The organism is Tsuneonella sediminis (assembly GCF_051912845.1).
Classification (GTDB): domain Bacteria; phylum Pseudomonadota; class Alphaproteobacteria; order Sphingomonadales; family Sphingomonadaceae; genus Tsuneonella; species Tsuneonella sediminis.
Genome location: NZ_JBNCBU010000001.1, coordinates 122,025 through 147,634, shown reverse-complemented (window position 1 = coordinate 147,634; position 25,610 = coordinate 122,025). Strand labels below are relative to the sequence as shown.

Here is a 25,610-nt window from a genome sequence, read left to right as displayed (position 1 = left end):
GGCGCCACGGCTGCCAATCGCTGATCAAGAACGCAGGCTCCCGCTCATCTGCCACCAGCCCGGCCTGTCGGTCGCAAGGCGCGCGGCGCCATCGCCCAGGGCGTCCATGCAAGGATAAAGCGCAAAGCACGTCGCTCCCGAACCCGACATACGGGCAAGAGATGCGCCGGTTTCGCGCAGCGCGTCAAGCACCTCCGCGATCTGCGGCACCAGCGCAATGGCGGGCGATTCGAGGTCGTTGCGCCCATCTGCAGCGATGCGCGAGGCGGGACCATCCGGCAGCGGCCCGCGATCGCGGCCGTCCCACCCGGCAAACACTGGCGCCGTGGCAAGCGGCACCCGCGGGTTGACGAGCAGCACAGGAGTCCCCTCCAGGTCATTGAGCACGCGCGACAATTGAGTGCCGGTGCCGTGGCCGAGACACATCTTGCTCTCGACGCAGGCGGGCACATCGGCGCCGAGCGAGGCGGCGCGTTCCCGCCATTCGTCGGGCAGCCCGTGCATCGCCTCGATGATGCGGAACACCGCCCCCGCGTCCGCCGACCCCCCGCCAAGCCCTGCGGCGACCGGCAGTTTCTTGTCGAGCGCAATCGAAATCCCGTCCGGGCGCGGCAGTTTGGAGAGCGCCTTGGCGACGATGTTACCCAATGGATCAACCAGTTGCGGCGCGAACTCGCCGGATACTGTCAGGTCGTCCCGCTCCGATCTTCGGGCTGACAGGTCGTCCCCGGCATCGACGAACGCGAACAACGTCTCGAGCGCATGATAGCCATCCTCGCGCCGCCGCCGGACGTGCAGCGCGAGATTGATCTTGGCGTAGGCGGTCTCGCGCACCGGCGCGTGATCACATGTTCGGATAGTTTGGCCCGCCGCCGCCTTCGGGCGTGGTCCAGTTTATGTTCTGGTTGGGGTCCTTGATGTCGCAGGTCTTGCAGTGGACGCAGTTCTGCGAGTTGATCTGGTACTTCGGTGCGCCGGTGGCCTCGTCGACCAGCCATTCGTAGACACCCGCCGGGCAGTAGAACTGCGAGGGCCCGCCGTAGACGCCAAGCTCGCTCCGCTTCTGCAGCTCCATGTCCTTGACCTTGAGGTGGACCGGCTGGTCCTCGGCATGGTTGGTATAGCTGAAACTCACGCTCGTCAGGCGGTCGAAGCTGATCTTGCCGTCGGGCTTGGGATATTCGATCTTCGGGTAGAGGTCAGCGCGGCCGGTCAGTTCGTAGTCGGGCTCGTGCTTGAATGCCGGGATTATCGGCATCTTGAGATAGCGCAGCCACATGTCGAGGCCCGCGACGATCGTACCCATGTCGCCGCCGAACTTGGCGACCGCCGGCTGCGCGTTCTGCACCAGCTTCAATTCGTCGGCGATCCAACTCGAACGCACCGCCGCGTCGTAGTCCATCAGCGCGCTCTTCTCTTCGCCGCGCCCGATCGCGGCGGCGATCGCCTCGGCGGCGAGCATTCCGCTCTTCATCGCCGTATGGCTGCCCTTGATGCGCGGCACGTTCACGAAGCCCGCCGCGCAGCCGATCAGCGCGCCGCCGGGGAAGGCGAGCCTCGGCACACTCTGCCAGCCTCCCTCGTTGATCGCGCGCGCGCCATAAGCCACGCGCTTGCCGCCCTCGAGGTATTCGCGGATCGCCGGGTGCTGTTTCCAGCGCTGGAATTCCTGGAACGGGCTGACCCACGGGTTGCGATAATCGAGCGCGGTGACGAACCCCAGCGCAACCTGCCCGTTCGCCTGGTGGTAGAGGAACCCGCCGCCCCAGCTTTCGCTTTCCGAAAGCGGCCAGCCCTGCGTGTGGATCACGCGGCCGGGCACGTGCTTGTCGGGATCGATGTCCCACAACTCCTTCACGCCGAGGCCGTAAACCTGCGGGCAGCAATCAGCCTCGAGGTCGAACTTCGCCTTCATCTGCTTGGTGAGATTGCCGCGCGCGCCTTCGGCGAAGAGCGTGTACTTCGCATGGATTTCCATGCCCGGTTGGAAATCGGGCTTCTGGCTGCCATCGGCGGCCACGCCCATGTCCTGTGTGATCACGCCGGCCACGCGGCCTTCGTCGTCGAACAGCACTTCGGCGGCGGGGAAGCCGGGGAACACCATTACCCCCAGGCCTTCGGCCTGCTCGGCGAGCCAGCGGCACATGTTTCCGAGCGACCCCGTGTAACACCCGTCGTTCGACATGAACGGCGGCATCAGCAGGTGCGGGATGCTCGTCTTGCCCTTCTTCGAGAGCACCCAGTGCCAGTTGTCGGTGACCGGGGTCTCGACCATCGGGCAACCCTGGTCGCGCCATTCGGGAAGCAGTTCGTCGAGCGCCTTGGGATCGACCACCGCTCCCGAAAGGATGTGCGCGCCGATCTCGCTACCCTTCTCGAGCACCACGACTTCGAGCGCGTCGTTCAGCTGCTTGAGGCGGATTGCCGCAGCGAGGCCGGCCGGACCTCCCCCGACGATCACCACGTCGCACGGCATCGATTCGCGTTCGCTCATTGCCTGGTCGGCTCCCCGTTAATGTTCGCGACCGGCTTGATTGCACGCGCGGGTGAGGTCAAGACCCATCTCCCGTGCAGCGCTCCGCCCCCTCCCCTCTTGCAGCCGATATCGCCGCGGCGTTCGATTGGTGGCGCGAAGCGGGCGTGGACGCGGTATTCCACGACGATCCCCGCACCTGGCTGGCCGATCCGGCAAAGCTTGACGATCGAACGCAGCCCGCACGGCCCGTCCCCGACAGGCCCACGCCGGTTGCCGTGCCAGAGCCGACGATCGGCGGCCCGCGGGAAGGGTGGCCACAGGATCTTGAATCCTTCAGGCAGTGGTGGCTGACCGAACCGTCGCTCGACGAGGGCGGCCTCGCGCCGCGCCTCGGTCCCATCGGCGCGGCCGGGCCCGAGCTGATGATCCTGGTCCCCATGCCCGAGGAAGATGATCGGGAAATGCTCCTGTCCGGCCCCCACGGGAATCTCCTGAGCGGATTTGCGCTCGCTGCGGGTCTGGGCCTCAACACGGTATACCGCGCGTCCGTCCTGCCGCGTCACACCCCGCTTGCAGATTGGGACCAGGTCCGGCGTCACGGGATGAGCGCACTGGTCGCTCACCACGTCGCGCTGGTACGGCCCAAACGGCTCATCGCGTTCGGACGCAACATCCTGCCGCTTTGCGGGCACGATCCGGCGCAAGGTGCTCAAAAGTTACAGAGCTTTAACCATGAAGGCGGAAGGGTGCCCGCGCTGTTCGAAGCGGGGCTCGAACGGCTGCTCGGCAACTGGCAGCTGCGGGCCCGGTTCTGGCGGCGCTGGCTGGACTGGACGGACACCGACGCATGGCGCGACGCGCAAGACTAGCTTACCTTTTTGCAGGCGCGCTCGCGCTCGCGGCTACGACCCCGGCGCTCGCCAACTCCAGTGCTGCCGAATATTTCCGCAAGCGCGCGACGAGCACGAACGTCCCCGAATTGCTCAGCCAGTCCGAACGAGACTGGTACAAGACCCTGTTCTCCGCGATCGACGCGAAGGACTGGACGAAGGTGGACACGATGTTCGCCGAGCGGCCCGACGGCCCGCTGCACCAGGTGGCCCGCGCGCAGTACTACCTCGATGCGGCAAGTCCCAAGGTCGAATTGCCGGCGATAGAGGCCTGGCTTTCGCAAGGCACCCGCCTCCCGATGGCGCAGCAGATGGCCAACCTCGGCCTAAAGCGCGGGCTGACCGCGACACCGCCCCTGCCGCCGGAGCAGCGCCTCGTGCCGCAGGGCTATGCGCCGCGCCGGGTCCTGCCGTCTGCCATCGACGACGGAACGATGCCGGCTGACGTGAAGGCAGCGATCCTCGATCGGATCAAGAACGACGATCCCGGCGGTGCGCGCCTCCTGCTCGACGGGGTTGACGCTTCGCTATCCCCGGCCGCCCGCGCGGAATGGCGCCAGCGCGTCGCGTGGAGCTATTACATCGAGAACCAGAACGCCGCCGCGCTCGCGATGGCGGAAACCGTGCGCGACGGCGGGAGCGGCGCATGGGTCGGCGAAGGCGACTGGACTGCGGGCCTCGCCGCATGGCGGCTCGACGATTGCGCGGGAGCGGCAGACGCCTTTCAACGGGCCGCCGGCTCGGCGCAAAACCCTGAACTGACCGCGGCCGCGCATTACTGGGCGAGCCGCGCATTCATCCGCTGCCGCCAGCCCGAACGTTCTGCCGAACACCTGCGCGGCGCGGCGCGAATGGACGAGACACTTTATGGCATGCTGGCGCGCGAAGCGCTTGGACAGGGTCTGCCCGGAGGCAAGCGAACTGCCGATTTCGACCTTGCCGACTGGCAACGCCTTCGCGGATCGAACAATGTCAGGACCGCCGTCGCCCTTTCTGAAATCGGGCGCGACGCGCTTGCCGACGAGGTTCTGAGACACGAAGCCCGGATCGGACCGGCCGGGGAGTACGACGCGCTGTCACGCCTGGCGCGTGAACTCGGCCTGCCCTCCACGCAGTTGTGGATGGCGGCCAATGCCCCGCGCGGCGCGCGCGCCGAAACCGCCCTGCGCTACCCCGCCCCGCGCTGGCAGCCGGCGAACGGCTGGCAGGTCGATCCGGCGCTCGCCTTCGCTCACGCACTGCAGGAATCGCGGTTCCAGGTGAACGCGGTCAGCCCGGCGCAGGCGAAGGGGTTGATGCAGATCACGCCGATCACGGTCCGCCAGCACGCCCCTCGACTCAACATGAGTGCAAGCTACGTCAACCTGTCGGACCCCGCGACCAACCTCGCTTTCGGGCAGGAAAACCTCACCATGCTGCGCGACAGCACGGCCACCGGCGGGCTGTTGCCCAAGATCATGGCCGCCTACAACGCAGGCCTCTCGCCGATCACCCGCTGGAACACCGAGATCAACGACGAGGGCGATCCGCTACTCTACATGGAGAGCATCCCGTACTGGGAGACCCGCGGCTACGTCGCAATCGTCATGCGCAACTACTGGATGTACGAGCGGCAGGCGGGCGCAGGCTCGGACAGCCGCCTCGCACTCGCGCAAGGGCTCTGGCCGACCTTCCCCGAGCTGTCGGGCAGCAAGGGCGTGCGGCTTTCGCGCCGTTAGATGGCAATCGATTCCAGCCGCGCGTTCCGGCCGATCAATATCGCTCTGCTCACCGTATCCGATACGCGCACGACCGCCGACGATACCAGCGGCGACATCCTGGCGGACCGGATAAGCCAGGCAGGACACGCGCTTGTCGCCCGCGCGATCGTGAAGGATGACGCGACCGATATCGCGGATAGACTGAACGCCTGGATCGACGATCCGCAAATCGACGCGATCGTGACGACGGGCGGGACCGGACTGACGGGGCGCGACGTGACGCCGGAGGCGCTCGACCGGGTCAAGGACAAGGACGTCCCCGGTTTCGGGGAGTTGTTCCGCTGGCTCAGCTTCAAGTCGATCGGAACCAGTACCGTCCAGAGCCGCGCGATGGCGGTGGTCGCGCGCGGCACCTACGTCTTCGCCCTTCCCGGGTCCAACGGAGCGGTAAAGGACGGGTGGGACGGCATCCTTGCCGAACAGCTCGATAGCCGCAACCGGCCCTGCAACTTTGTCGAGCTGATGCCTCGCCTGCGGGAAAAGTAGACGCTTAATCCGGCCATTTGTTCCGTGTATGTTCTCGCGGATGGAACGCCGACTCGAACCCGAGGTCGCTGGACGCGGCGCGCAAGGATCACGGGTGCCGACCCGCTTCGGCCTCGCCGAGCGGGAAGCGGACGGCGACTGGCGCGACTACGTTGAGCGGTTGGACGGTCCTCCGGTGAAGCTGCGCACCACCGTTACGGAGGAACGGCCCCGGACCATCCTCAGCTTCAACGCCTCGCCCGACATCGGCTTCGACCGGTCGGTCAATGCCTATCGCGGGTGTGAGCATGGCTGCATCTACTGCTTTGCGCGGCCGACCCATGCCTTCCACGACCTTTCGCCCGGGCTCGACTTCGAGACCAGGCTTTTTGCCAAGCCCGACGCGGCGCGGCTGCTGCGTGAGACACTCGCCAAGCCGCGCTACCGGCCGCGCCCTATTGCGATGGGAACCAACACCGATCCCTACCAGCCGATCGAGCGCCGCTACCGGATCACGCGGCAGGTGCTCGAGGTTTGCCTCGACGCCCGGCACCCGGTCATGATCACCACTAAGTCCGACCGCGTGCTCGACGACCTCGGCCTGCTCGTCCAGCTGGCGGAGCGACGGCTGGTTGCAGTGAGCATCTCGGTCACCAGCCTCGACGCAAGGCTATCGAGCAAGCTCGAGCCAAGGGCGGCGTCGCCTGCGAAGCGGCTTGCCGCGCTCGGCAAGCTGGTCGAGGCCGGCGTGCCGGCGCATTGCTCGGTTTCACCGGTCATCCCCGCGATCACCGACGAATTCATGGAGGAGATCGTTTCGCGCGCCGCTGCGCTCGGCGTTCGATCGGCGGGCTGGATCCCGCTCCGGCTGCCGCACGAGGTCGCACCGCTTTTTCGCGAATGGCTTTCGGTTCACTTTCCCGAGCGCGGCGACAAGGTGATGGGGATCGTCCGGTCTATCCGTGGGGGACGGGACAACGACCCTGGTTTCTTTACCCGGATGAAGCCATCGGGCGTGTGGGCCGAGTTGTTCCGCGCCCGGTTTACGCTGGCATGCAGGCGCGCGGGGATCGGCAAGCACCGGTTCGAACTCGATTGCACGAGCTTCCGTCCACCTGAGACCGGCGGGCAGATGCGCCTTCTCTAGCGAGCCCGGACTTTGCCCGGGCAATGGGAAGGCGTGATAGCTGGCAGAGATTCGGTATGCCTCGGGGCCTGTGAACGGTTTCGGGCGGGCGCGGCACGAGGGCCGTCGCCCGCCCGGTCCGACTACATACCATCGACAGCCTTACTGACGAGGATGTTCACCGCGACCCGGCGGTTCTGCGCCTTGCCGTAGGCGGTCGAGTTGTCGGCCAGCGGATCGGCCTCGGCCATGCCAGTCGGGGTCAGCATGCGATAAGGCTTCCAGCCGCACTGCTGCTGGAGGTAGTTGACCACCCGGCTCGCACGCTTCTCGCTCAGCGTCTGGTTGATCTCGTACCCGCCGGTCGAATCGGTATAGCCGACGACCAGAAGGAGCGCGTTGTCCATCGCCTGCGCCTGGTTTGCCGCCTGACACAGATCGGCCTGGGCCTGGGGCGTCAGGTTGTACTTGCCGGTGTCGAAGAACACGTTGGTCGTGCCCTTGACGTTGTAATTGTCGATATCGGCAACCCGGCTGCGCAGCGCTTCGGTTGCCGCAGTCTGTTCGGCGAACCCTTGCGCGGTCCCGCGGCTGATCATCGCGGCGGTCCTGTAGTCGCCCTTCTTGAACTTGACCGCGCTGGCGACGAGCCCGCCGCCCCACTGCACAGTCTTCACGGTCACCGGCAGGCCGTTGAGGATCGCATCCTGGCCAAGCTTGGTGCTGCCTAGACCCAGGAAGCCGCCGCTGCCCTTCACTTCGGTCGCGGCGCTGATACCGATGACGGTCTTCTCACCCGTCTCGCCGGTCACCTGGAACCGATCGCCCTTGCGCGCCGAAATGAAGCCGTCGACCTCCGGACCTTCAGGCAGGCCGGCAAGGTCGGCCGGCGGGGTGCCAAAAACTGTCAGGCCGTCATCGCCATAGGTCGTCGGCTGCGCATCCTGCGCGGCCCCGCCACTTGCCAGCGGCATGGCAAGGGTCGCCAGCAGAAGGGGCAACGCCGTCTTCCTGGAAAGTGCGTGCATCTTGAAACTCCTAAATCCTTCCCGGCCGATCAACTCCTCGCGGTCCGTCCTCCCGCGCAAAGGTGGTCGGCGGTGCTAACCCCCAACATGCTCGGACGCTGGACAGGACGAGAGCGACCCGCCCGGCGTTGCCGACCCGCTGTTCGGGGCCATATTTCGGCCACATGAACGGGCTGGCTGTTGGTGCAGGGAGTCCCGACGGCCGGAGCGTGTGACGCGGCGAACCGTGCTCGAGAGTTCGCGGCAGGCGTCAGCCAGCGGTCAGATCCAGCTGCATGTAGAGGGTGTCGAGAACCCTGCCGAACTTGTGCCCGACCTTGAGCATCCGGCCCGCTTCCACGAACCCTGCTTTCGCGTGCAGCGTTGCGCTGGCCGGCTCCGCTCCGCCGATCACGGCAATCATCTGCTCGAAGCCACAGTCCCGCGCGGCCTTGACAAGTGCTTCGAGGAGGACGGTTCCGATGCCCTGCCCGGTCAGCCCGCTCGCCACGTAAATGCTGTCCTCGCAAGTGCGCGCATACGCCGGCCGGTCGCGAAACTGGCTGGCGTAGGCATATCCCGCGACGGCTCCCCCACATTCCGCCACCAGGAACGGCCACCCGCGGGCAAGGATGTCGCCGATCTTGTCGGTCCAGCGGGACGCGGACGGCGGGTCGGTGTCGAAGCTGGCCGTCCCGGTCAACACGTGATGCGCGTAGATCGCGGCCACTGCTTCCGCGTCGGCCGGTATGGCTGAGCGGATGTGCAGGTCCATCAGGTTCAGGCGGCGGTGAGGAACATGTCCTCATCAAGCGCCATCATAGCCTCGCTTCCCGCCTCGATCTTGCGCCGCAAGGCGCCGGCATCGGGTCCGAAGCGCTCGAAGAAGTAGCGCGCCGTCTTCAGCTTGGCCGAGTAGAACGCCTCGTCGCCAGTGCCTTGCGCCAGCTGAGCCGCGGCGACTCGCGCCATCTTGAGCCACATCCATCCCAGCGAGACGAGGCCCATGATCGTCATGTAATGGTGCGCACCTGCGCCCAGGTTGTTGGGGTTGGCCATCGCGTTCTGCATGAACCACATCGTCGCCGCCTTCTGCTCGCCGACCAGCTTCGCGAGCGCATCGCTCAGCGGCTTGAGGTCGCCCTCCGCAGCGGCAGCCTCCTCGTCGACCAGCTTGAAGAACGCCTGGATCGCCGCGCCGCCCTTGCTGGCGAGCTTGCGGCCGCACAGGTCCATGGCCTGGATGCCGTTGGTGCCTTCGTAGATCTGGGCGATCCGCGCATCGCGCACGAACTGTTCCATGCCCCATTCGGCGATGTAGCCATGCCCGCCGAACACCTGCTGCATCTGCACCGCGGTGTCGAAGCCCTTGTCGGTGCCATAACCCTTGATCACCGGGGTGAGCAGGCCGAGCAGGTCGTCCGCTAGGTCGCGCTCTTCCTCGGTCTGTGCCTTGTGGGTCAGGTCTACCTGCAGCGACGCATAGAGGTACAGCGCACGCATGCCCTCGGTGAAGGCTTTGGCGTCCATCAGCATGCGGCGCACGTCGGGGTGAACGATGATGCTGTCCGCCTTCTGTTCGGGATCGGCGGGGCCGGTCAACGCGCGGCCCTGACGCCGGTCGCGGGCATAGGCAACGGCATTCTGGTAGGCCACCTCGGCCTGGGCGAGACCCTGGATCCCGACGCCAAGCCGCGCGGCGTTCATCATCACGAACATCGCCGCCAGGCCCTTCATCTCCTCGCCGACGAGCCAGCCCTTCGCCCCGTCGTAGTTCATCACGCAGGTCGAATTGCCGTGGATGCCCATCTTGTGCTCGAGCGAGCCGCACTGGACGGCGTTGCGCTCTCCCAGCGAGCCGTCGTCGTTGACGAGGAACTTTGGCACAACGAACAGGCTGATCCCCTTGCTGCTGTCGGGTGCGCCGGGAGTCTTGGCAAGGACGAGGTGGATGATGTTCTCGGTCAGGTCGTGCTCGCCCGCCGAGATGAAAATCTTGGTCCCGGTGATCGCGTAGCTGCCGTCGGCCTGCGGCTCCGCCTTGGTGCGGATGAGGCCGAGGTCGGTGCCGCACTGCGGCTCGGTCAGGTTCATCGTACCCAGCCATTTGTTGGCCACCATGTTGGGGACGTACTTGTCCTTGAGCTCATCGCTGCCGTAGGCCAGCAAGGCGTTGACCGCTCCATTGGTGAGACCCGGATACATCCCGAACGAATGGTTCGCTGTCGAGGCGAACTCCTCGAGCACGAAACCGAGGACGTGCGGCATGTCCTGTCCGCCATAGGCCGCAGGCGAGGCCAGCGTCGACCAGCCGGCCTCCACATACTGGTCGAACGCCGCCTTGAAGCCTGTCGGAGTGGTCACCGATCCGTCCGGATGGCGCGTGCAGCCCTCGCTGTCGCCAACCTGATTGAGCGGCTGCAGGACCTCCGCGCAGAACTTCCCGCACTCGTCGATGACCGTATCGATCAGGTCGGGCGTGGCGCTCTCGAACCCGGGCAGGTTGCCGTAGCTGGCAAGGTCGAGGACTTCGTTGACAATGAACTTGGTGTCGCGGGTCGGGGCCGTATAGGTGGGCATGGTCAGTCCTCGCTGGTTTCGTCCACCACGCGCTCGACGTGGCCAATGAATTCGGTGAGCTCGGCGATGGCCGAATCGAGATCGTCCCGCTGGCGCTTCATCTTGGCGACGTGTGCGCGGCACTTCTCGATAGTCACCCGCCGCTGTTCCGCCCGGTTGTCGCCGAGGTCGTACAGATCGATCATCTCGCGGATTTCGCCAAGGCTGAAGCCCACGTTCTTCGCGCGCATGATCCACGCCAGGCGTGCCCGGTCGCGCTTGGAGTAGATGCGCGCAAGGCCCACGCGGCGCGGCGCGATCAGCCCTTCATCCTCGTAAAAGCGCAGTGCGCGGGCGGTGCAGCCGAATTCCTCGGTCAAGTCGGAGATCGAGAACTGTTCGCGCGCGAGCAGATCGGGGCGATCGAGGTGAGCGCCGCCGTGTTCGGATTTCGTGGCAGAAGACTGCGTGCGATGGGGTTCGGCCATGGGCGCGGGGATAGCCGCGCCTTTACGTTTGCGTCAAGTATTGACGGGTCGGAGAACGTCGCCAGCGAGTTCGCGATAGAAGCAGGTCTGCTCTCCCGTGTGGCACGCCGGTCCGGCCGCGCGGCATTCGAGGACGAGCGCGTCCTGGTCGCAATCGACGCGGATTCGCTCGACGATGAGCGTGTTTCCGGAGGTCTCGCCCTTCATCCACAGCCTTCCGCGCGAGCGCGAATGGAAGTGGGCCATCCCCGTTTCACGGGTGCGGGCCAGCGCTTCGGCGTCCATGTGCGCGAGCATGAGGATCGCGCCGGTGCCCACATCTGTCACGACGGCGGTTACCAGACCGGCCGCATCGAAACGCGGGGTAAACGGTGCCTCGGGGGCTTCGGATGGAATGTCAGGGGTTTGTTGCACGATAACAACAGACCTCTTCCAAAAACCGCGCTGGCGCAAGATGTCCCTTTGAGGAAACCCGCAACAATGAGACACATCGCCTGCAGCCCGGAAGGGCCGCAACCGGAACGCCGGTGCCGACAGAGCGCCAGGTTCAGGGACCGCTACCGGATGCACCGCGCCCGTTCGGGGGAACGGACCGCGACTTTCGGTGGGCAGACGATTGAGGGATCGGACCACGGTTGTCCAAAGGGGGTTGGCGGCCGGAAGTCCAAAGATTTTCGTCACGGTGCGCCCGGGGTTTCGGCCCCGGGCGTTTCGTTTTGGTCCCCCGGTCTTGCCGACAGCCCTTGCGCCTCGTCGAGCACGCGCGCGAAGCACGCCACCACCACCGTTCTTACCCCCGCTCGCTTGAGCGCCCGGACGCAGGCGTTGCTCGTCGCACCGCTGGTAAGGACGTCATCGACCAGAATGACCTGCGCCCCGTCGATGGTCCTCTTTCGCCGGCCGGCGACCTCGATCGCGCCGGACAGCGTACGCTCCCGTGCCTTGCGCCCCAACCCGCCGAGTGCTGGGGTTCGTTTCGTCCGCACGAGGGCGTCCACCGCGATGTGCGCGCCGGTCAGACGGGCTATCTCGCGCGCGAGCAAGGCGGCCTGGTTGTAACCGCGCGCCCACAGCCGCCAGCGATGCAGGGGTACTGGCACGACGATCCAGTCCCCCTCCAGCCGGGGCAGCCGGGCGGCGATCAGCCGCGCGAGCATCGGGGCGAGCGCGATACGCCGCCCGTGCTTGAATGCGAGCACCAGCTTGCGCGAACCTTCCCCGTAGAGCGTTCCCGCCGCGATACCGTCATGGCGCGGCGGCACGGCCAGGCACGGGGCGCAGATAGCACCCTCGCCCACGTGCATCTCGCCGAACGGTCGCTGGCAGCGCGCGCAGGCCGGCTCCCCGGGTATGACGAGCGCGCTCCAGCACTCGGCGCACAGGCCGGTCTGCGCGCCAATCGCATCTCCGCACAGCGGACAGCGCGGCGGGAAGACGAGATCGACCAGCGGGGCCAACCCCTCGCGGAAGGTTGCGGCAAGGTTCACTCCGAAGCCCACCCTTGCCTCCGCGCCGGCGGGAGCGCAGGGACGCGCGCATGGCCAGCCACCAGCCGCCCCAGATCTTCAGCGCAGCCCGCAAGGCCGCCCGCGCACGGCGGGCGCGAGCACTCCAGCAGCGCGGCGGCGCGGCCGACTGGCTGCCCGTGGCGCTGGTCGAAGACGCGCTGGAGCGGATCGACTTCATGCGGCTCGCTCCGGACCGTGCGCTGGTGATCGGCACGGGCGGTGAAGAGCTCGGCCGCGTGCTCGAACGCATGGGCGCTCGGGTAACCGTGGCCGAACCGGGCGCAATCGATCTCGAGGCGCCCTTCCCTGCCGGGGGGTTCGGGCTGATCGTCAACCTGGGCGCGCTCGACACGGTCAACGACCTGCCCGGCGCACTGATCCACCAGCGCGTGGCACTCGGCCAGGGCGGGGTGATGATCGCGAGCATGGTCGGCGCGGGGAGCCTGCCGCGGCTGCGCGCCGCATTGCTCGCCGCCGACGGCGAGCGGCCGGCCGCGCGGCTGCACCCGGCGGTCGACGCGCGGTCTGGTGCTGCGCTGCTGCAACGCGCCGGTTTCCATCGCCAGGTCGCCGATAGCTGGACCCTGCGGCTGCGATATGGCTCGCTCGACACCCTGGTTGCCGACTTGCGCGCGCAGGGTCTTACGAGCGCGCTTGCCGACTGCGCCCCGCCGTTGACCCGAGAGGGCATCGACCGGGCCCGCCGGACCTTCCTCGAGGATGCGGACCGTCATGGCCGGGTGGTCGAGACGCTGGAGATCCTGACCATGACCGGCTGGCACGATTAGGCCCGGAGCGCCGGCTATCGCAAAGCCGCCTGCGCTGCCGCGAGCCGCGCGATCGGCACGCGGTAGGGGCTTGCAGAGACATAATCGAGGCCGACCTCTTCGCAGAAGGCGATGCTCGCCGGGTCGCCGCCGTGTTCGCCGCAGATGCCGAGCTTGATGTCGGGCCGGGTCTTGCGCCCGCGCTCGGCGGCGAGGCGGACGAGCTGTCCCACGCCGTCGATGTCGAGGCTGACGAACGGGTCGCGTGCGAACACGCCCTTGTCGACATAGGCCGACAGGAACCGCCCGGCATCGTCCCGGCTGACGCCGAGAGTGGTTTGCGTCAGGTCGTTGGTGCCGAAGCTGAAGAACCGCGCCTCCTCCGCGATCTCGCCCGCCATCAGCGCGGCTCGCGGCAATTCTATCATCGTCCCGACGAGGTAGTCGAGGCTGCGCCCCTTCTCCGCGAACACCGCGTCGGCGGTCCGGTTGACCAGCGCGCGCAGCAGTTCGAGTTCGCGCCGCGTCGCGACGAGCGGGATCATCACCTCGGGAATCGGAGCCTCCCCACCCTCGGCAGCGACATCGCACGCGGCCTCGAAGATCGCGCGGGCCTGCATCTCGTAGATCTCGGGATAGGTGATGCCGAGGCGGCAACCGCGATGCCCGAGCATCGGGTTGAACTCGTGCAGCTCGCCCGCGCGGCGCTTCAGGTGATCGGCGCCGTACCCGGTCGCGTCGGCAAGCTCGGCGAACTCCTCGTCCGAATGCGGCAGGAACTCGTGCAGCGGCGGGTCGAGCAGACGGATCGTACACGGCAGGCCCGTCATCACGCGGAAAATCTCGGCGAAGTCGGCGCGCTGCTCGGGCAGCAGGATGCCCAGCGCCCTGCGCCGGCCGGCCTCGTCTTCGGCCAGGATCATCTGGCGCACCGCGCTGATCCGGCGTGCGTCGAAGAACATGTGTTCGGTGCGGCACAGGCCGATCCCTTCCGCGCCGAACTGGATCGCCATGCGGCAGTCGTCGGGCGTCTCGGCGTTGGTGCGCACCTTCATCCGCCGGTGCCGGTCGGCCCACTCCATCAGCGTGCCGAAATCGCCGACCAGTTCGGGTTCGATCGTCGCCACCTCGCCCGCCATGACCTGCCCGGTCGACCCGTCGAGCGTGATCACGTCGCCTTCGGCAAGCTCGCGGCTGCCGATTCGCAAACTGCGCGCCTTCAAGTCGATCGAGACCGCGCTCGCGCCCGAGACGCAGCACCGCCCCATGCCCCGCGCGACCACCGCGGCGTGGCTGGTCATCCCGCCGCGCGCGGTGAGGATGCCGCGGGCCGCGTGCATCCCGTGAATGTCCTCGGGCGACGTCTCGACGCGCACGAGGATCACCTTCTCGCCGCGCGCGACCCACTGCTCGGCGGCGTCGGCGTCGAGCACGATCTTGCCGCTCGCCGCGCCCGGACTGGCGGGGAGTCCCGTCGTCAACACGTCGCGCGGCGCGTCGGGGTCGAGCGTGGGGTGCAGGAGCTGGTCGAGTGCCATCGGGTCGATCCTGAGGATCGCGGTCTTCTCGTCGATCAGCCCCTCGCCCGCCATGTCGACCGCCATCTTGAGCGCGGCCCTGGCAGTGCGCTTGCCCGAACGGGTCTGGAGCATCCACAGCTTGCCGCGCTCGACGGTGAACTCGATGTCCTGCATGTCGCGGTAGTGCGCCTCGAGCAGGTCGAAGACCTTCGCCAGCTCGGCGTAGGCCTCGGGCATTGCCTCTTCCATCGAAAGCGGCTTGGCCTTCGCCCTCTCCCGCGCGGCTTTCGTCAGGTATTGCGGCGTGCGGATGCCGGCGACGACGTCCTCGCCCTGCGCGTTGACGAGCCATTCGCCATAGTAGGCGCGCTCTCCCGTCGCCGGATCGCGGGTGAAGGCGACGCCGGTCGCGCTGGTGTCGCCCATGTTGCCGAAGACCATCGCCTGGACGTTGACGGCGGTGCCCCACCCTGCCGGAATGTCGTTGAGGCGGCGATAGACTTTCGCCCGGTCGCTGTCCCAGCTGTCGAACACCGCTGCGATCGCGCCCCACAGCTGCTCGGTCACCCCTTGCGGGAAGGGCTTGCCCAGCTCATCCTCGACGATCGACTTGTACCGCGCGACAAGCGCCTGCCAGTCGTCGGCCTCCATCTCGGTATCGTTGTAGAGGCCCTTGTCCTCCTTCGCGATCTCGAGCGCCTCCTCGAACAGGCCGTGGTCGAGGCCGAGCACGACGTCGGAATACATCTGGATGAACCGGCGGTAGCTGTCCCACGCGAAGCGCGGATCGCCCGACACGTTCGCAAGTCCCTCGACCGTCGCGTCGTTGAGGCCGAGGTTGAGCACGGTGTCCATCATGCCGGGCATCGACACCCGCGCGCCCGACCGGACCGAGACGAGCAGAGGATCGTCCGCGTCGCCGAAGCGCTTGCCGACGGTCCGCTCGATGTGGCCCATCGCCTCGCCCACCGCGCGCCGGAGCTCGACCGGGAACTCGCCGCCCTCGGCCAGATAGCGGACGCATTCCTCGGTTGTGATGGTGAAGCCGGGGGGCACCGGCAGCCCGATCGAGGCCATTTCGGCAAGGTTCGCGCCTTTGCCGCCGACGACGGTCTTGTCCTTGGCTCGGGGGTCGTCGAGCGATGCTCCACCGCCGAAAGTATAGACCGTCTGGTTCATGTCCGCCCCTGTCTGGCTGAATTTCGCCGGCCCCATGTCACACTTGTCACACAGTCCTAGCGAAGAAAATCTACCCCTCGATGCGGCTGAAATCGGCCACCCGGTGGACCGCGTCGCGGAACCGGGCGAGGAGGTCGAGCCGGCCCGCGCGTTTCGCGGGGTCGGCATCGTTCACGGTCACGTTGTCAAAGAACGCATCGATCGGCGCCCGCAGGCTGGCGAGCGCCGCCATGGCCGCGGCGAAGTCCTCGGCCTCGACTGCCGCCGCGGCGGTGGGTCCGGCCTTGTCCAGCGCCTCGATGAGCGCCTTTTCGGCAGGTTCGGGCGTGTAGGAAAGTTCTTTCGCATGGCGCTGCGCCATCTTGGCGTCGACCACCGCCTTGAGGTCGGGATCGTCGACCATCGCCAGCGGGTCTTCCTCGCCTGTATGCGCGATCTCGCCCTCGACGCCCTGCCAGTCCTCCTTCTTGAGGATGTTGGCCGCGCGCTTGTACCCGGCAAGCAGGTTCGCGCCGTCGTCGGTTTTCATGAACTCCTGCAATGCCTTCACACGGGCCAGAAGCCGCACGAGGTCGTCTTCGTTCCCGAGAGCGAAGACGGCGTCGATGAGATCGTGACGGACACCGGCCTCACGCTGTTGGACCTTGAGGCGGTCGGCGAAGAAGTCGAGAAGATCACCTTCCGCGATCGGCAGCCGCAGCCCGTTCTCCTGCACGATACGAATGACGCCCAGGGCCGCGCGGCGCAACGCGAACGGGTCTTTTGACCCCGTCGGCTTCTCGTCGATCGCAAAGAAACTGCGAAGCGTATCCAGTTTGTCCGCCAGGCTCACCGCTACCGTCACCGGCGCGGTAGGCACTTCGTCGCCCTGACCGACCGGCTTGTAGTGGTCGCGGATCGCGTCGGCGACGGCGTCGGGCAGGCCTTCGGCGCGGGCGTAATAACCGCCCATCAGGCCCTGCAGTTCGGGAAACTCGCCGACCATCTCGGTGACGAGGTCAGCCTTGGCGAGCCGCGCGGCCTGTTCGGCCTGGTCCGCGTCCGCGCCCTTCACGATGCCTTCCTCGACCAGCCAGCGGGCGAGTTTCGCCACCCGCTCGACCTTGTCGGCCACGGTGCCGAGCTTCTCGTGGAAGGTGATCCGCTCGAGCTTCCTGGCGTGCTCGGCCAGCGAAGTCCTGCGGTCCTGCTCCCAGAAGAAGCGCGCGTCGGACAGCCGCGCGGCGAGGACCTTGCGGTTGCCGTCGACGATCCGTTCGCCGCCGTCGGCCGCCTCGATGTTGGCGGTGCACACGAACGCGTTGGCGAGCTTCCCGCTGGCATCATTGCAAACGAAATACTTCTGGTTGGTCCGCGCGGTTAGCTGGATCACCTCGGGCGGGACGTCGAGGAAGTCCGCGTCGAAACGGCCCAGCAGCGGCACCGGCCATTCGGTAAGGCCGGCGTTCTCGATAACCAGCCCCTCGTCCTCGACCAGCGTGAGGCCCGCGTCGGCGGCAGCTTTCGCGGCCCCTGCCCGGATCGTGTCCTGCCGCTCCGCGTGATCGACGATCACGTGGCACGCGCGCAGCTTTTCCTGGTAATCGTCGGCTCCGCCGATGGTGATCGGGCCATCGTGGTGGAAACGGTGGCCCAGCGTCGCGTAGCCGCTCGCGATCCCGGCCACTTCGCACTCGACCAGGCCCTCGCCGAAAATCGCGAGGATGCCCGACAGCGGGCGCACCCAGCGCAAGCTCTCGGTCGACAGCGAGGCTTCGCCCCAGCGCATCGACTTGGGCCACGGGAAAGCGCGGACGATCGCCGGGATCGCCTCGGCCAGCACATCGCGCGTAGCGCGACCCGGTTTGTCGATCACCGCAAAGTACGTGCTGCGGCCCTTGACCTCGCGCAGCTCCAGCTGGTCGCGGGTGACCCCGGCCTTGCGGCAGAACCCGTCGATCGCGGCATCGGGCGCGCCTTCGGGCGGGCCCTTGGCCTCTTCGCTCACCGCCTCGGTCGCTTGCGGCAGGCCGCGAGCGATCAGCGCAAGGCGGCGCGGGGTCGACCAGACGGTGACCTCGCCCACCGACACGCCCGCCGTGTCCATCTCGGCGCGGAACAGCCGTTCAAGGTCCGCGCGCGCGCCGGCCTGCATCCGGGCGGGGATTTCCTCGGAGCGGAGCTCGAGCAGGAAGTCCGTGCCGTTCATGCCGACCACCCCGGGAATTCCTTTGCCCAGCGGTCCGCTTCCTTCGCCATGTAGGCCTCGCAGCTGCCCCGCGCGAGGTCGCGGACTTGCGCCATGTAGCTTGCGCGTTCCTGCACGCTGATCACGCCGCGCGCCTGAAGCAGGTTGAACAGGTGGCTCGCCTCGATCGCCTGCTCATAGGCGGCGATGGGCACATCGGCATCGAGAGCGTTTCTGCACTCGGCGGCGGCCCTGCGGAACAAGTCGAACAACGCGTCGGTATCGGCGACTTCGAAATTCCATTTCGACATCTGCCGCTCGTTCTCGAGGAAAACCTGTCCGTAGGTCGTGCCGCGACCGTCGAAGTTCAGGTCGAACACGTTGTCGACCCCCTGGATGTACATCGCGAGACGTTCGAGCCCGTAGGTCAGCTCGCCCGCGACCGGCTTGCAGTCGAATCCGCCCATCTGCTGGAAATAGGTGAACTGGGTCACCTCCATCCCGTCGCACCAGACTTCCCAGCCCAGCCCCCAGGCGCCGAGCGTCGGGCTTTCCCAGTCGTCCTCGACGAAGCGGATGTCGTGTTTCAGCGGGTCGATCCCGATCTCGACCAGCGATTGCAGGTAGAGGTCCTGCAGGTTCGCCGGGCTCGGCTTCAGGATCACCTGGTACTGGTAGTAATGCTGAAGGCGGTTCGGGTTCTCGCCGTAGCGGCCGTCGGTCGGGCGGCGGCAGGGCTGGACGAAAGCGGCGTTCCACGGCTCAGGCCCAAGCGCGCGCAGCGTGGTCGCCGTGTGGAAGGTGCCCGCACCCATCCGCATGTCGTAGGGCTGGAGGATCAGGCAGCCGTTCGCGCTCCAGAAATCATGGAGCGTCAGGATCATGTCCTGGAAGCTGTTGGCCGGGTTCCTCCGGGGAGCGTCGCGCGTCATGGTGCGGCGCGCAATGGCGCAGGCGCGAAAGGGCGTCAACCGCGCCTGGCATCGCCGAAGCGCCCGCCCCGAGCCTGCCGATTTGCCGGGGATTGACCGTGCGATCGCGGGCGATTTCGCTTTTCCTTTGCGCCCGGATCGCGAACAATGCCCGTCCATGACCCGAATACTGCGCACCCTCGCCCGCTCGCTCGCGCCCGCCGCCGTGCTGCTTGCACAACCCGCCTGGGCGTCGACTCCCGCGCCGGCCGACACGGCACAGGCCTCCGCTGCACCGGCCGGCCCCGCGCTGTGGAAGGTCTCCGACGAGGATACCGTCATCTACCTGTTCGGTACGGTGCACGTGCTCCCGCAAGGCGGCACGTGGTTCGACGATCGCATCTCCAGCGCCCTGGCGTCGTCCGACACGATCGTGACCGAGTTGCCGCCGAGCGCGATGACCGACCCTGCCGCGCAGCAGACGATCATGGCGCTTGCCATGCTGCCGCCGGAAAAGACACTGCGCGGCCTGCTCACCGAGCAGCAGCGAACGACTTATGAAAAGGCGCTGAGCAAGCTGAAGATGCCCCCGCAGGCGCTCGACCGGTTCGAGCCATGGTTCGCCGCAATGACCCTGTCGATGCTGCCGCTGCTCCAGAACGGCTACGCCGCCGATAGCGGGGTGGAAAAGGTGCTCGAGGCGAAGGCGGGCGCACACGTCAAGCGCGGCGCGGTGGAGACGCTCGAAAGCCAGCTCCGGCTGTTCGACGAATTGCCGGCCAAGGATCAGGCGGCTTTTCTCGCCAGCGTATCGGCGCAGATCGACGAGGTGGTGCCGCAGCTGTCCCGGATGGTCGCCGCGTGGGAGGCCGGTGACGCCGACCGGCTCGCGGCGCTGATGAACGAATCGATGAAGGACGACCCCACGCTCGCCGAACGGCTGCTCTATGCGCGCAACCGCACATGGGCCGGGTGGATCGCCGATCGCCTCGCGCAGCCGGGCACCGTGTTCATGGCCGTCGGCGCCGGACACCTGGCTGGCGCGCAGAGCGTGCAGGACGCCCTGGCCGCGCGCGGCATCGAGAGCGTCCGGGTCCCGTGATCCGCCGCGCGCTGGCGCTGGGAATCGCGCTCCTGCTCGCGGCCTGCGGGCGCGATGCCGCGGCACCCGAGCTGCCGCCCCCGAATCCTGCGCTGTGGGAAGTCGCAAGGGCCGACGGGACGCCGGCGGGATGGCTGTTCGGCACGATCCATGCGCTCCCCGAAGGCGCCAAATGGCGCACCTCCGTGATCGACAAGGCGATCGTCGAGGCGGACCTGCTTGTGGTCGAGGCGAAGGAACTCGAGAACGACGGCAAGCTTGCCGCGACCTTCACGCGGCTGTCGCATTCGCCCGACGGGCTGCCTCCGCTGTCGCAGCGGGTTCCCGCCGGGCTTCGCGCGAACCTGCGCGCGCTGCTCGTCAAGGGAGGCTATCGCGAAGCCGATTTCAAGGCGATCGAGACATGGGCCGCCGCGCTCATGCTCGCGCAGCTCGCTGACGATTCGATCGGCGAGAACGGCGTCGACCGTGCGCTCCTGCGTGATTTCCGGGCCCGCCGGATCGAGGAACTCGAGGGGATTGAGGGACAGTTCTCCATCTTCGACCGGCTACCCGAAGCGGACCAGCGCGACCTGCTCGGCGCGGTTGTAGAGGAGGACACGATGAACGCGGGGGACACCGCCAGGCTGGCGAAGCTGTGGCTAGCCGGAGACATGGACACGATCGCCAGGGAAGGCGACGAGGGGATGCTTGCCGACCCTGAACTCAGGAGCGCGCTTCTGACCGACCGCAACAAGGCGTGGGCGGACAGGCTCGATGCGCTTTACAAGACCGCGCGAAAACCGTTCGTCGCGGTCGGGGCTGCACACCTCGCTCCGCCCGCCGGCCTGCCCGAGCTGCTCGCCGCGAAAGGCTATACTGTCCGGCGCGTGCGCTGATCCCTCCTGTTGTGCAGCTTGCTTTTCGGGCTCGCGCCCGCTAACGGCGCGCCCTTCGGCGTCATGGTCATCCCTGGAGGCGTGGCGGACCGAAGTTCTAACGCATTCGAAAGGCACCACGATGAGCGAAGCTCTGACCCTGCCGGCCGAGGCGCGCGAACGGGCTGGCAAGGGAGCCTCCCGTGTACTGCGCCGCGAAGGCCGCGTCCCCGCCGTTATCTACGGCGGCAAGGAAGAACCCACCCCGATCCACGTCGAGGCCAAGGAGCTGGTCCGCCAGCTCGGCACCGGCCACTTCATGAACTCGATCGTGATGATCGAAGTCGGCGGCAAGACCGTTCGCACGCTCCCCAAGGACGTCGCGTTCCATCCCGTCACCGACCGGCCGATCCACGTCGACTTCCTGCGGCTGGCAAAGAACGCCAAGGTCGAGGTCATGGTCCCCGTGGTGTTCCTGAACGAGGAAAAGAGCCCCGGCCTCAAGAAGGGCGGGGTGCTGAACGTGGTCCGTCACGACCTCGAACTGGTCTGCGAATCGGACAAGATTCCCGACCAGATCGAGATCGACGTCACCGGCAAGGACGTCGGCGATTCGATCCATATCAGCGAGGTCACCCTCCCCGCCGGTTCGGAAAGCGCGATCACCGACCGTGACTTCACCATCGCGACCCTGGTCGCACCCTCGGCGCTCAAGAAGGCCGAGGGCGCCGAAGCCGCCGCTTCGGGCGACGGTGCGGGCGCCGACATGGACGCGGGCGAGACTGCCGCGACCGAACAGGGCGTGGACGAAGACGCCGTCGAAGAGCAGGAAGAGAAGAGCGAGTAACGCTCTCTTCCAGTTTGATGCACAGCAAGCGCCGGTCCTCGCAAGGGGGCCGGCGCTTTCGTCTTTCAGGGCGGGATTTCCGTGCCGTCCCAGGCGAAACAGCGCCCGCTTTCAGCTGGGCTGAGGCGATCGACGACAGCAAGCAGCTGCGCAGCAGCCATGTCGGCCGTGAACAGGCTATCGGGGCGAACGTTTCCCTGAAACGGCTTGCTGAGGCCGGTATCGACGGTCCCCGGATGAAGCCCCACGCAGATCGCTTCCGGGTGGGTGCGCGCCAACTCGACGGACAACGTCTTGATGAGCATGTTCAAGGCGGCCTTCGAGGCGCGATAGCCGTACCATCCGCCCAGCCGGTTGTCGCTTATGCTGCCGACCCTGGCAGACATGGCCGCAAAGATGCAGCGGCCCTTCGTCGGAAGGAGCGGGACGAAATGCTTGGCTATCAGCGCCGGCCCGGCCGCGTTCACCGCAAGGAGGCGCATGAGCGAATCTTGCTCCAGTTCTCTCAACGCCTTCTCCGGCCGGATCCCCTCTTCATGCAACAAGCCGGTGCAAATCAGGATCCTGGAGAACGGCGCATCGCGGCCCAGACGTGTTGCGGCCGCTTCGATCGTGCTTTCCTGAAGCAGGTCGATCGCAATACTTTCAGCGCAATCCGGCGCACTGCGCGAGAGTCCGGCGACCAGAAAACCCTCAAGCGTGAGCTGTCGCCGCAGTGCTGAGCCGATGCCACCGGAATCGCCGACTACGATGGCGCGGCGTAGCGTCGAAGAAGCGTTCGCGGGCAACACGGCCCGCTTTGTCACGAACCGGTAGGGAAGAGCAACTTCGGGAAACGTTCGCAGGAGGCCAACCCTTCGGCAAGCGGTCGGCCAAGACCCTTCCCGCTCTTCCCTGTACCTGCTCGCTAGGGTAGGCGCGCGCCATGCAAGTCTGGGCAGGCCTAGGAAATCCCGGTCCGCAATACGCGATGCACCGGCACAACGTCGGCTTCATGGCGCTCGACGCCATTGCCGAGGTGCATGGCTTCGGCCCGGTTCAGAAGAAGTTTTCCGGCTGGGTGCAGGAAGGGCGCATCGGGTCCGAGAAAATCCTGTTGCTCAAGCCCGCGACGTTCATGAACGAGAGCGGCCGCGCGGTGGGCGAGGCGCTGCGGTTCTACAAGCTCGAGGTGGATGCCCTGACGGTGTTCCACGACGAACTCGATCTGGCACCGTTCAAGGTCAAGGCGCGGGTCGGCGGCGGGCTTGCCGGGCACAACGGTCTGCGCTCGATCGACCAACATATCGGGCCTGATTTCAGGCGCGTGCGGATCGGAATCGGCCATCCCGGCCACAAGGATCGGGTGACAGGCCACGTCCTCGGCAACTACGCCAAGGCCGAGATCGACGACCTGGCAGAAATGCTCGGCGCGATTGCGGCCGAGGCGGAATGGCTCGCGAAAGGCGACGACGCGCGCTTCATGAGCGAGATCGCGCTGCGGCAGCGGGCCTAGAGGTCGATCGACGCGGCCGGCTTCGGCGTCCAGCCGAGTGCACCCATACAACCGACGAAGAACTCCCGACGGTTCTGCTCCTTTGAGGTCGTCTGAAGCAGCTCGGTGCAGCTCTTTTCGGCCTGGCCGAACGGCGTATGCGCACCGCCGGTCCAGTCATCGGAATCAGTCGTCTGGCAGGCGGGAAGGGCAATGGCGGCAAAGAGAATGAGAGCGCGGCGCATCCGCGCTTCGTGAACGCCCGCCGCTCGACGCGCAAGGCGAATGCCGTTATCTCCCGGGCGAGGGAGAAACCTTATGTCCATTGCCCGCCGCGACCTGCTCGCTGGCGCCGCCGCCACCGGCGCGCTGTCCCTCACCGTCCGTGCCGCCGAAACAGCCGTCCCGCCCTCGCTCGCAGGCAAGGCGATCCTGATCACCGGAAGCTCATCGGGCTTCGGCCGCGCCGGGGCAGAACACTATGCGCGTCTCGGCGCCAAGGTCTTCGCGACGATGCGCAACGTTCCGCGGCCCGAGGCTGAGCAGCTGCAAAGACTTGCCAGGGACGAAAAGCTCGACCTCACCGTCATCGAACTCGACGTGCTCGACGAGGACATGGTGAACCGGGCAGTCGGGGAGGCAGAGCGCCAGACCGGGCGCGGGCTCGACGTGCTGGTGAACAACGCCGGGATCGGCATCACCGGGCCGGTCGAAGTGCAGGACATGGAGGCGACCCGGCTGGCCTTCGACACAAACGTGTTCGGCTATCACCGGCTCGCCCGCGCGGTGCTGCCGGGTATGCGGGCGCAAATGTCCGGGCTGATCATCGCGGTGTCGAGCCAGCTCGGCCGGGTGATCGTGCCTTTCGCGGGGCACTATTCGGCGACAAAGTTCGCGGTGGAAGCGATGTTCGAACAGCTCGCCTACGAGGTCGCGCCCCACGGGATCGAGGTGACGATCATCGAACCGGGCGGATACCCGACCAAGGTCTGGGTCAATCGCAACCGCTATTCGGCCGAGCTGAAGGCGCGCGCCTCGGACCGACATACCGACGGATATCCCGCAGTCGTGGCGCGGATGGGACAGGAAGATGGCTCGGGCCGCTCCGCCGACGTAATGGACATTCCGCGCGCCATAGCGGAGATCGCAGCGATGCCAGCGGGCTCGCGCCCGCTTCGCCGCCCCGTCGCGGCAGGCTCCATCCCCCAGACCGCGATCAACGACGTGTCGGCGAAGACCCAGCTCGCCATGCTCGGCAATTCGCCGATGGGCGCGTTCGTGAAGGGCGTGCTCGACTAGACGGCCCCCCGTCGCCGGTCGGCCAACCAAGGGTGGCGCCAACCGCCGCCCGGCGCTAAGGCGCGCGCCGTCACCTTCACGAGGATAAAGTCACCATGGGATTCCGCTGCGGAATCGTCGGGCTGCCGAACGTCGGCAAGTCGACCCTGTTCAATGCCCTAACCGAAACGCAGGCCGCGCAGGCCGCGAACTACCCGTTCTGCACGATCGAGCCCAACGTCGGGCAGGTCGCCGTGCCCGACGAGCGGCTCGATCGAATCGCGGCGATTGCCAAGTCGGCGAAGGTCGTCCCGACCCAGCTGGCGTTCGTCGACATCGCCGGGCTGGTAAAGGGCGCGAGCAAGGGCGAAGGCCTAGGCAACCAGTTCCTTGGCAATATCCGCGAGGTCGACGCGATCGTTCACGTGCTGCGCTGCTTCGAGGACGACGACATCCAGCACGTCGCCAACAAGGTCGATCCGATCGCCGACGCCGAGGTGGTCGAAACCGAGCTGATGCTCGCCGACCTCGAGAGCCTCGAAAAGCGCGTCCCCGCCGCCCAGAAGCGCGCGACCGGCGGCGACAAGGAGGCCAAGGTCATGGCGAGCGTGCTGGGGCAGGCGCTCGAGCTGTTGCGCGAGGGCAAGCCCGCCCGCCTTACCCAGCCCAACGGCGACGACGAGGAAAAGGTGTTCGCGCAGGCGCAGTTGCTCACCGCCAAGCCGGTCCTTTACGTCTGCAACGTCGCCGAAGAGGACGCCGCCGAGGGTAACGCGCTTTCGGCCCGGGTCTTCGAGAAGGCGAAGGCCGAGGGCGCCGAGGCGGTGGTCGTCTCCGCCGCGATCGAGAGCGAGCTGGTAGCGATGCCGGCCGAGGACCGCGCCGAATACCTCGCGGAGCTGGGCCTCACCGAAAGCGGGCTCAGCAGGGTCATTCGCGCCGGGTACAAGCTGCTGGGTCTCAAGACCTTCTTCACCGCCGGACCCAAGGAAGCGCGCGCGTGGACGTTTCCGTCCGGTGCCAGGGCGCCGCAGGCAGCGGGCGAGATCCACACCGACTTCGAACGCGGCTTCATTCGTGCCGAGACCATCGCGTTCGATGACTATGTCGCGCTGGGCGGAGAAGCCGGGGCCAAGGAAGCCGGCAAGCTGCGGCAGGAAGGCAAGGACTATGTCGTGCAGGACGGCGACGTTATGATGTTCAAGTTCAACGTCTGATCGCAGGACCCA

The 25,610-nt window shown here is 67.0% G+C and carries 24 protein-coding genes; 11 read left to right on the top strand and 13 right to left on the bottom strand.

The annotated features are described in order from the left end of the window. Positions 1–24: 24 nt before the first annotated feature. Both ACPV3N_RS00765 and ACPV3N_RS00760 read right to left on the bottom strand, forming a co-directional pair. Positions 25–834 carry a 4-(cytidine 5'-diphospho)-2-C-methyl-D-erythritol kinase gene (locus ACPV3N_RS00765; RefSeq protein WP_440113272.1) on the bottom strand — a complete coding sequence of 270 codons (810 nt, stop codon included), beginning with the start codon at positions 832–834 and terminating at the stop codon, positions 25–27. Between the two features lie 10 nt (positions 835–844). After that, positions 845–2,494: an electron transfer flavoprotein-ubiquinone oxidoreductase gene (locus ACPV3N_RS00760; protein ID WP_440113269.1), complete on the bottom strand. Its 1,650-nt coding sequence runs from the start codon at positions 2,492–2,494 to the stop codon at positions 845–847. Positions 2,495–2,568: 74 nt separating this feature from the next. Between ACPV3N_RS00760 and ACPV3N_RS00755 the strand changes: the two genes are divergently transcribed. The 4 genes from ACPV3N_RS00755 to ACPV3N_RS00740 are packed head-to-tail and all read left to right on the top strand — an operon-like array spanning position 2,569 to position 6,738. Further along, a complete protein-coding gene (locus ACPV3N_RS00755) occupies positions 2,569–3,345 on the top strand; it encodes a uracil-DNA glycosylase family protein (protein ID WP_440113266.1) in 777 nt (258 codons plus the stop codon). Next, positions 3,324–5,084 (top strand): transglycosylase SLT domain-containing protein, encoded by a 1,761-nt coding sequence (locus tag ACPV3N_RS00750; RefSeq protein ID WP_440113263.1) that lies wholly within the window; start codon positions 3,324–3,326, stop codon positions 5,082–5,084. The genes ACPV3N_RS00755 and ACPV3N_RS00750 overlap by 22 nt, the downstream gene beginning before the upstream one ends. Further along, on the top strand, positions 5,085–5,612 hold the full coding sequence (gene moaB, locus ACPV3N_RS00745) for a molybdenum cofactor biosynthesis protein B (RefSeq protein ID WP_440113260.1): 528 nt from the start codon (positions 5,085–5,087) through the stop codon (positions 5,610–5,612). It begins immediately after the preceding gene. A gap of 28 nt (positions 5,613–5,640) precedes the next feature. Further along, positions 5,641–6,738, top strand: coding sequence for a PA0069 family radical SAM protein (locus ACPV3N_RS00740; RefSeq protein ID WP_440113258.1), 1,098 nt, complete (start codon positions 5,641–5,643; stop codon positions 6,736–6,738). Positions 6,739–6,860: 122 nt separating this feature from the next. Here the strand turns inward: ACPV3N_RS00740 and ACPV3N_RS00735 are convergent, their stop codons facing one another. From ACPV3N_RS00735 to ACPV3N_RS00710, 6 genes are all read right to left on the bottom strand, one after another. Beyond that, positions 6,861–7,745, bottom strand: coding sequence for an OmpA family protein (locus ACPV3N_RS00735; RefSeq protein WP_440113255.1), 885 nt, complete (start codon positions 7,743–7,745; stop codon positions 6,861–6,863). Between the two features lie 250 nt (positions 7,746–7,995). Further along, positions 7,996–8,499, bottom strand: a complete 504-nt coding sequence (locus ACPV3N_RS00730; RefSeq protein ID WP_440113252.1) for a GNAT family N-acetyltransferase — start codon at positions 8,497–8,499, stop codon at positions 7,996–7,998. Between the two features lie 5 nt (positions 8,500–8,504). Next, positions 8,505–10,304 carry an acyl-CoA dehydrogenase C-terminal domain-containing protein gene (locus ACPV3N_RS00725; RefSeq protein ID WP_440113249.1) on the bottom strand — a complete coding sequence of 600 codons (1,800 nt, stop codon included), beginning with the start codon at positions 10,302–10,304 and terminating at the stop codon, positions 8,505–8,507. Between the two features lie 2 nt (positions 10,305–10,306). Then, positions 10,307–10,771: a MerR family transcriptional regulator gene (locus ACPV3N_RS00720; protein ID WP_440113247.1), complete on the bottom strand. Its 465-nt coding sequence runs from the start codon at positions 10,769–10,771 to the stop codon at positions 10,307–10,309. A 33-nt stretch (positions 10,772–10,804) separates the two neighbouring features. After that, complete coding sequence (hisI, locus tag ACPV3N_RS00715; RefSeq protein ID WP_440113244.1) at positions 10,805–11,185, bottom strand: phosphoribosyl-AMP cyclohydrolase; 381 nt, start codon at positions 11,183–11,185, stop codon at positions 10,805–10,807. A 263-nt stretch (positions 11,186–11,448) separates the two neighbouring features. After that, positions 11,449–12,258 (bottom strand): double zinc ribbon domain-containing protein, encoded by an 810-nt coding sequence (locus tag ACPV3N_RS00710; RefSeq protein ID WP_440113241.1) that lies wholly within the window; start codon positions 12,256–12,258, stop codon positions 11,449–11,451. 50 nt (positions 12,259–12,308) lie between these two features. Here ACPV3N_RS00710 and ACPV3N_RS00705 point away from each other — a divergent pair, with 50 nt between their 5' ends. Then, positions 12,309–13,067: a methyltransferase domain-containing protein gene (locus tag ACPV3N_RS00705; protein WP_440113238.1), complete on the top strand. Its 759-nt coding sequence runs from the start codon at positions 12,309–12,311 to the stop codon at positions 13,065–13,067. 14 nt (positions 13,068–13,081) lie between these two features. Here the strand turns inward: ACPV3N_RS00705 and ppdK are convergent, their stop codons facing one another. From ppdK to ACPV3N_RS00690, 3 genes are all read right to left on the bottom strand, one after another. After that, positions 13,082–15,745, bottom strand: a complete 2,664-nt coding sequence (gene ppdK, locus ACPV3N_RS00700; protein WP_440113235.1) for a pyruvate, phosphate dikinase — start codon at positions 15,743–15,745, stop codon at positions 13,082–13,084. 70 nt (positions 15,746–15,815) lie between these two features. Further along, entirely contained in the window at positions 15,816–17,933 is a 2,118-nt protein-coding gene (gene glyS, locus ACPV3N_RS00695; protein ID WP_440113232.1) for a glycine--tRNA ligase subunit beta, read from the bottom strand. Next, a complete protein-coding gene (locus ACPV3N_RS00690; protein ID WP_440113229.1) occupies positions 17,930–18,844 on the bottom strand; it encodes a glycine--tRNA ligase subunit alpha in 915 nt (304 codons plus the stop codon). Before ACPV3N_RS00690 ends, glyS begins: the two co-directional genes overlap by 4 nt. A 157-nt stretch (positions 18,845–19,001) precedes the next feature. Here ACPV3N_RS00690 and ACPV3N_RS00685 point away from each other — a divergent pair, with 157 nt between their 5' ends. The 3 genes from ACPV3N_RS00685 to ACPV3N_RS00675 all read left to right on the top strand — a co-directional run bounded on the left by ACPV3N_RS00685 (position 19,002) and on the right by ACPV3N_RS00675 (position 21,629). After that, positions 19,002–19,925, top strand: a complete 924-nt coding sequence (locus tag ACPV3N_RS00685; RefSeq protein ID WP_440113226.1) for a TraB/GumN family protein — start codon at positions 19,002–19,004, stop codon at positions 19,923–19,925. Beyond that, positions 19,922–20,803, top strand: a complete 882-nt coding sequence (locus tag ACPV3N_RS00680; RefSeq protein ID WP_440113223.1) for a TraB/GumN family protein — start codon at positions 19,922–19,924, stop codon at positions 20,801–20,803. The genes ACPV3N_RS00685 and ACPV3N_RS00680 overlap by 4 nt, the downstream gene beginning before the upstream one ends. Positions 20,804–20,924: 121 nt before the next feature. Continuing rightward, positions 20,925–21,629, top strand: a complete 705-nt coding sequence (locus tag ACPV3N_RS00675) for a 50S ribosomal protein L25/general stress protein Ctc (protein WP_440113220.1) — start codon at positions 20,925–20,927, stop codon at positions 21,627–21,629. A gap of 65 nt (positions 21,630–21,694) precedes the next feature. Here ACPV3N_RS00675 and ACPV3N_RS00670 read toward each other — a convergent pair whose 3' ends face one another. Continuing rightward, the gene (locus tag ACPV3N_RS00670; protein ID WP_440113217.1) at positions 21,695–22,435 is read right to left on the bottom strand and encodes an SDR family NAD(P)-dependent oxidoreductase; all 741 of its coding nucleotides are present in this window, start codon (positions 22,433–22,435) and stop codon (positions 21,695–21,697) included. A 119-nt stretch (positions 22,436–22,554) separates the two neighbouring features. On the opposite strand from ACPV3N_RS00670, the gene pth reads away from it, so the two are divergent. Then, positions 22,555–23,124: an aminoacyl-tRNA hydrolase gene (pth, locus tag ACPV3N_RS00665; RefSeq protein WP_440113214.1), complete on the top strand. Its 570-nt coding sequence runs from the start codon at positions 22,555–22,557 to the stop codon at positions 23,122–23,124. Here the strand turns inward: pth and ACPV3N_RS00660 are convergent. Next, a complete protein-coding gene (locus ACPV3N_RS00660; RefSeq protein WP_440113213.1) occupies positions 23,121–23,348 on the bottom strand; it encodes a hypothetical protein in 228 nt (75 codons plus the stop codon). The genes pth and ACPV3N_RS00660 overlap by 4 nt on opposite strands. A 73-nt stretch (positions 23,349–23,421) precedes the next feature. On the opposite strand from ACPV3N_RS00660, the gene ACPV3N_RS00655 reads away from it, so the two are divergent. After that, a complete protein-coding gene (locus tag ACPV3N_RS00655; RefSeq protein ID WP_440113210.1) occupies positions 23,422–24,402 on the top strand; it encodes an SDR family oxidoreductase in 981 nt (326 codons plus the stop codon). A gap of 95 nt (positions 24,403–24,497) precedes the next feature. Then, entirely contained in the window at positions 24,498–25,598 is a 1,101-nt protein-coding gene (ychF, locus tag ACPV3N_RS00650) for a redox-regulated ATPase YchF (RefSeq protein ID WP_440113207.1), read from the top strand. The last annotated feature ends 12 nt before the right edge of the window (positions 25,599–25,610 follow it).

Bases quoted from the DNA above. Each gene is read 5' to 3' on its own strand.
- ACPV3N_RS00760 (WP_440113269.1), bottom strand. From the start codon at position 2,494: ATGAGCGAACGCGAATCGATGCCGTGCGACGTGGTGATCGTCGGGGGA.
- ychF (WP_440113207.1), top strand. From the start codon at position 24,498: ATGGGATTCCGCTGCGGAATCGTCGGGCTGCCGAACGTCGGCAAGTCG.
- ppdK (WP_440113235.1), bottom strand. From the start codon at position 15,745: ATGAACCAGACGGTCTATACTTTCGGCGGTGGAGCATCGCTCGACGAC.
- glyS (WP_440113232.1), bottom strand. From the start codon at position 17,933: ATGAACGGCACGGACTTCCTGCTCGAGCTCCGCTCCGAGGAAATCCCC.
- ACPV3N_RS00675 (WP_440113220.1), top strand. From the start codon at position 20,925: ATGAGCGAAGCTCTGACCCTGCCGGCCGAGGCGCGCGAACGGGCTGGC.
- ACPV3N_RS00655 (WP_440113210.1), top strand. From the start codon at position 23,422: ATGTCCATTGCCCGCCGCGACCTGCTCGCTGGCGCCGCCGCCACCGGC.
- ACPV3N_RS00730 (WP_440113252.1), bottom strand. From the start codon at position 8,499: ATGGACCTGCACATCCGCTCAGCCATACCGGCCGACGCGGAAGCAGTG.
- ACPV3N_RS00735 (WP_440113255.1), bottom strand. From the start codon at position 7,745: ATGCACGCACTTTCCAGGAAGACGGCGTTGCCCCTTCTGCTGGCGACC.
- ACPV3N_RS00690 (WP_440113229.1), bottom strand. From the start codon at position 18,844: ATGACGCGCGACGCTCCCCGGAGGAACCCGGCCAACAGCTTCCAGGAC.
- ACPV3N_RS00660 (WP_440113213.1), bottom strand. From the start codon at position 23,348: ATGCGCCGCGCTCTCATTCTCTTTGCCGCCATTGCCCTTCCCGCCTGC.
- pth (WP_440113214.1), top strand. From the start codon at position 22,555: ATGCAAGTCTGGGCAGGCCTAGGAAATCCCGGTCCGCAATACGCGATG.
- ACPV3N_RS00740 (WP_440113258.1), top strand. From the start codon at position 5,641: ATGTTCTCGCGGATGGAACGCCGACTCGAACCCGAGGTCGCTGGACGC.
- ACPV3N_RS00725 (WP_440113249.1), bottom strand. From the start codon at position 10,304: ATGCCCACCTATACGGCCCCGACCCGCGACACCAAGTTCATTGTCAAC.
- ACPV3N_RS00720 (WP_440113247.1), bottom strand. From the start codon at position 10,771: ATGGCCGAACCCCATCGCACGCAGTCTTCTGCCACGAAATCCGAACAC.
- ACPV3N_RS00705 (WP_440113238.1), top strand. From the start codon at position 12,309: ATGGCCAGCCACCAGCCGCCCCAGATCTTCAGCGCAGCCCGCAAGGCC.
- moaB (WP_440113260.1), top strand. From the start codon at position 5,085: ATGGCAATCGATTCCAGCCGCGCGTTCCGGCCGATCAATATCGCTCTG.
- ACPV3N_RS00685 (WP_440113226.1), top strand. From the start codon at position 19,002: ATGACCCGAATACTGCGCACCCTCGCCCGCTCGCTCGCGCCCGCCGCC.
- ACPV3N_RS00750 (WP_440113263.1), top strand. From the start codon at position 3,324: ATGGCGCGACGCGCAAGACTAGCTTACCTTTTTGCAGGCGCGCTCGCG.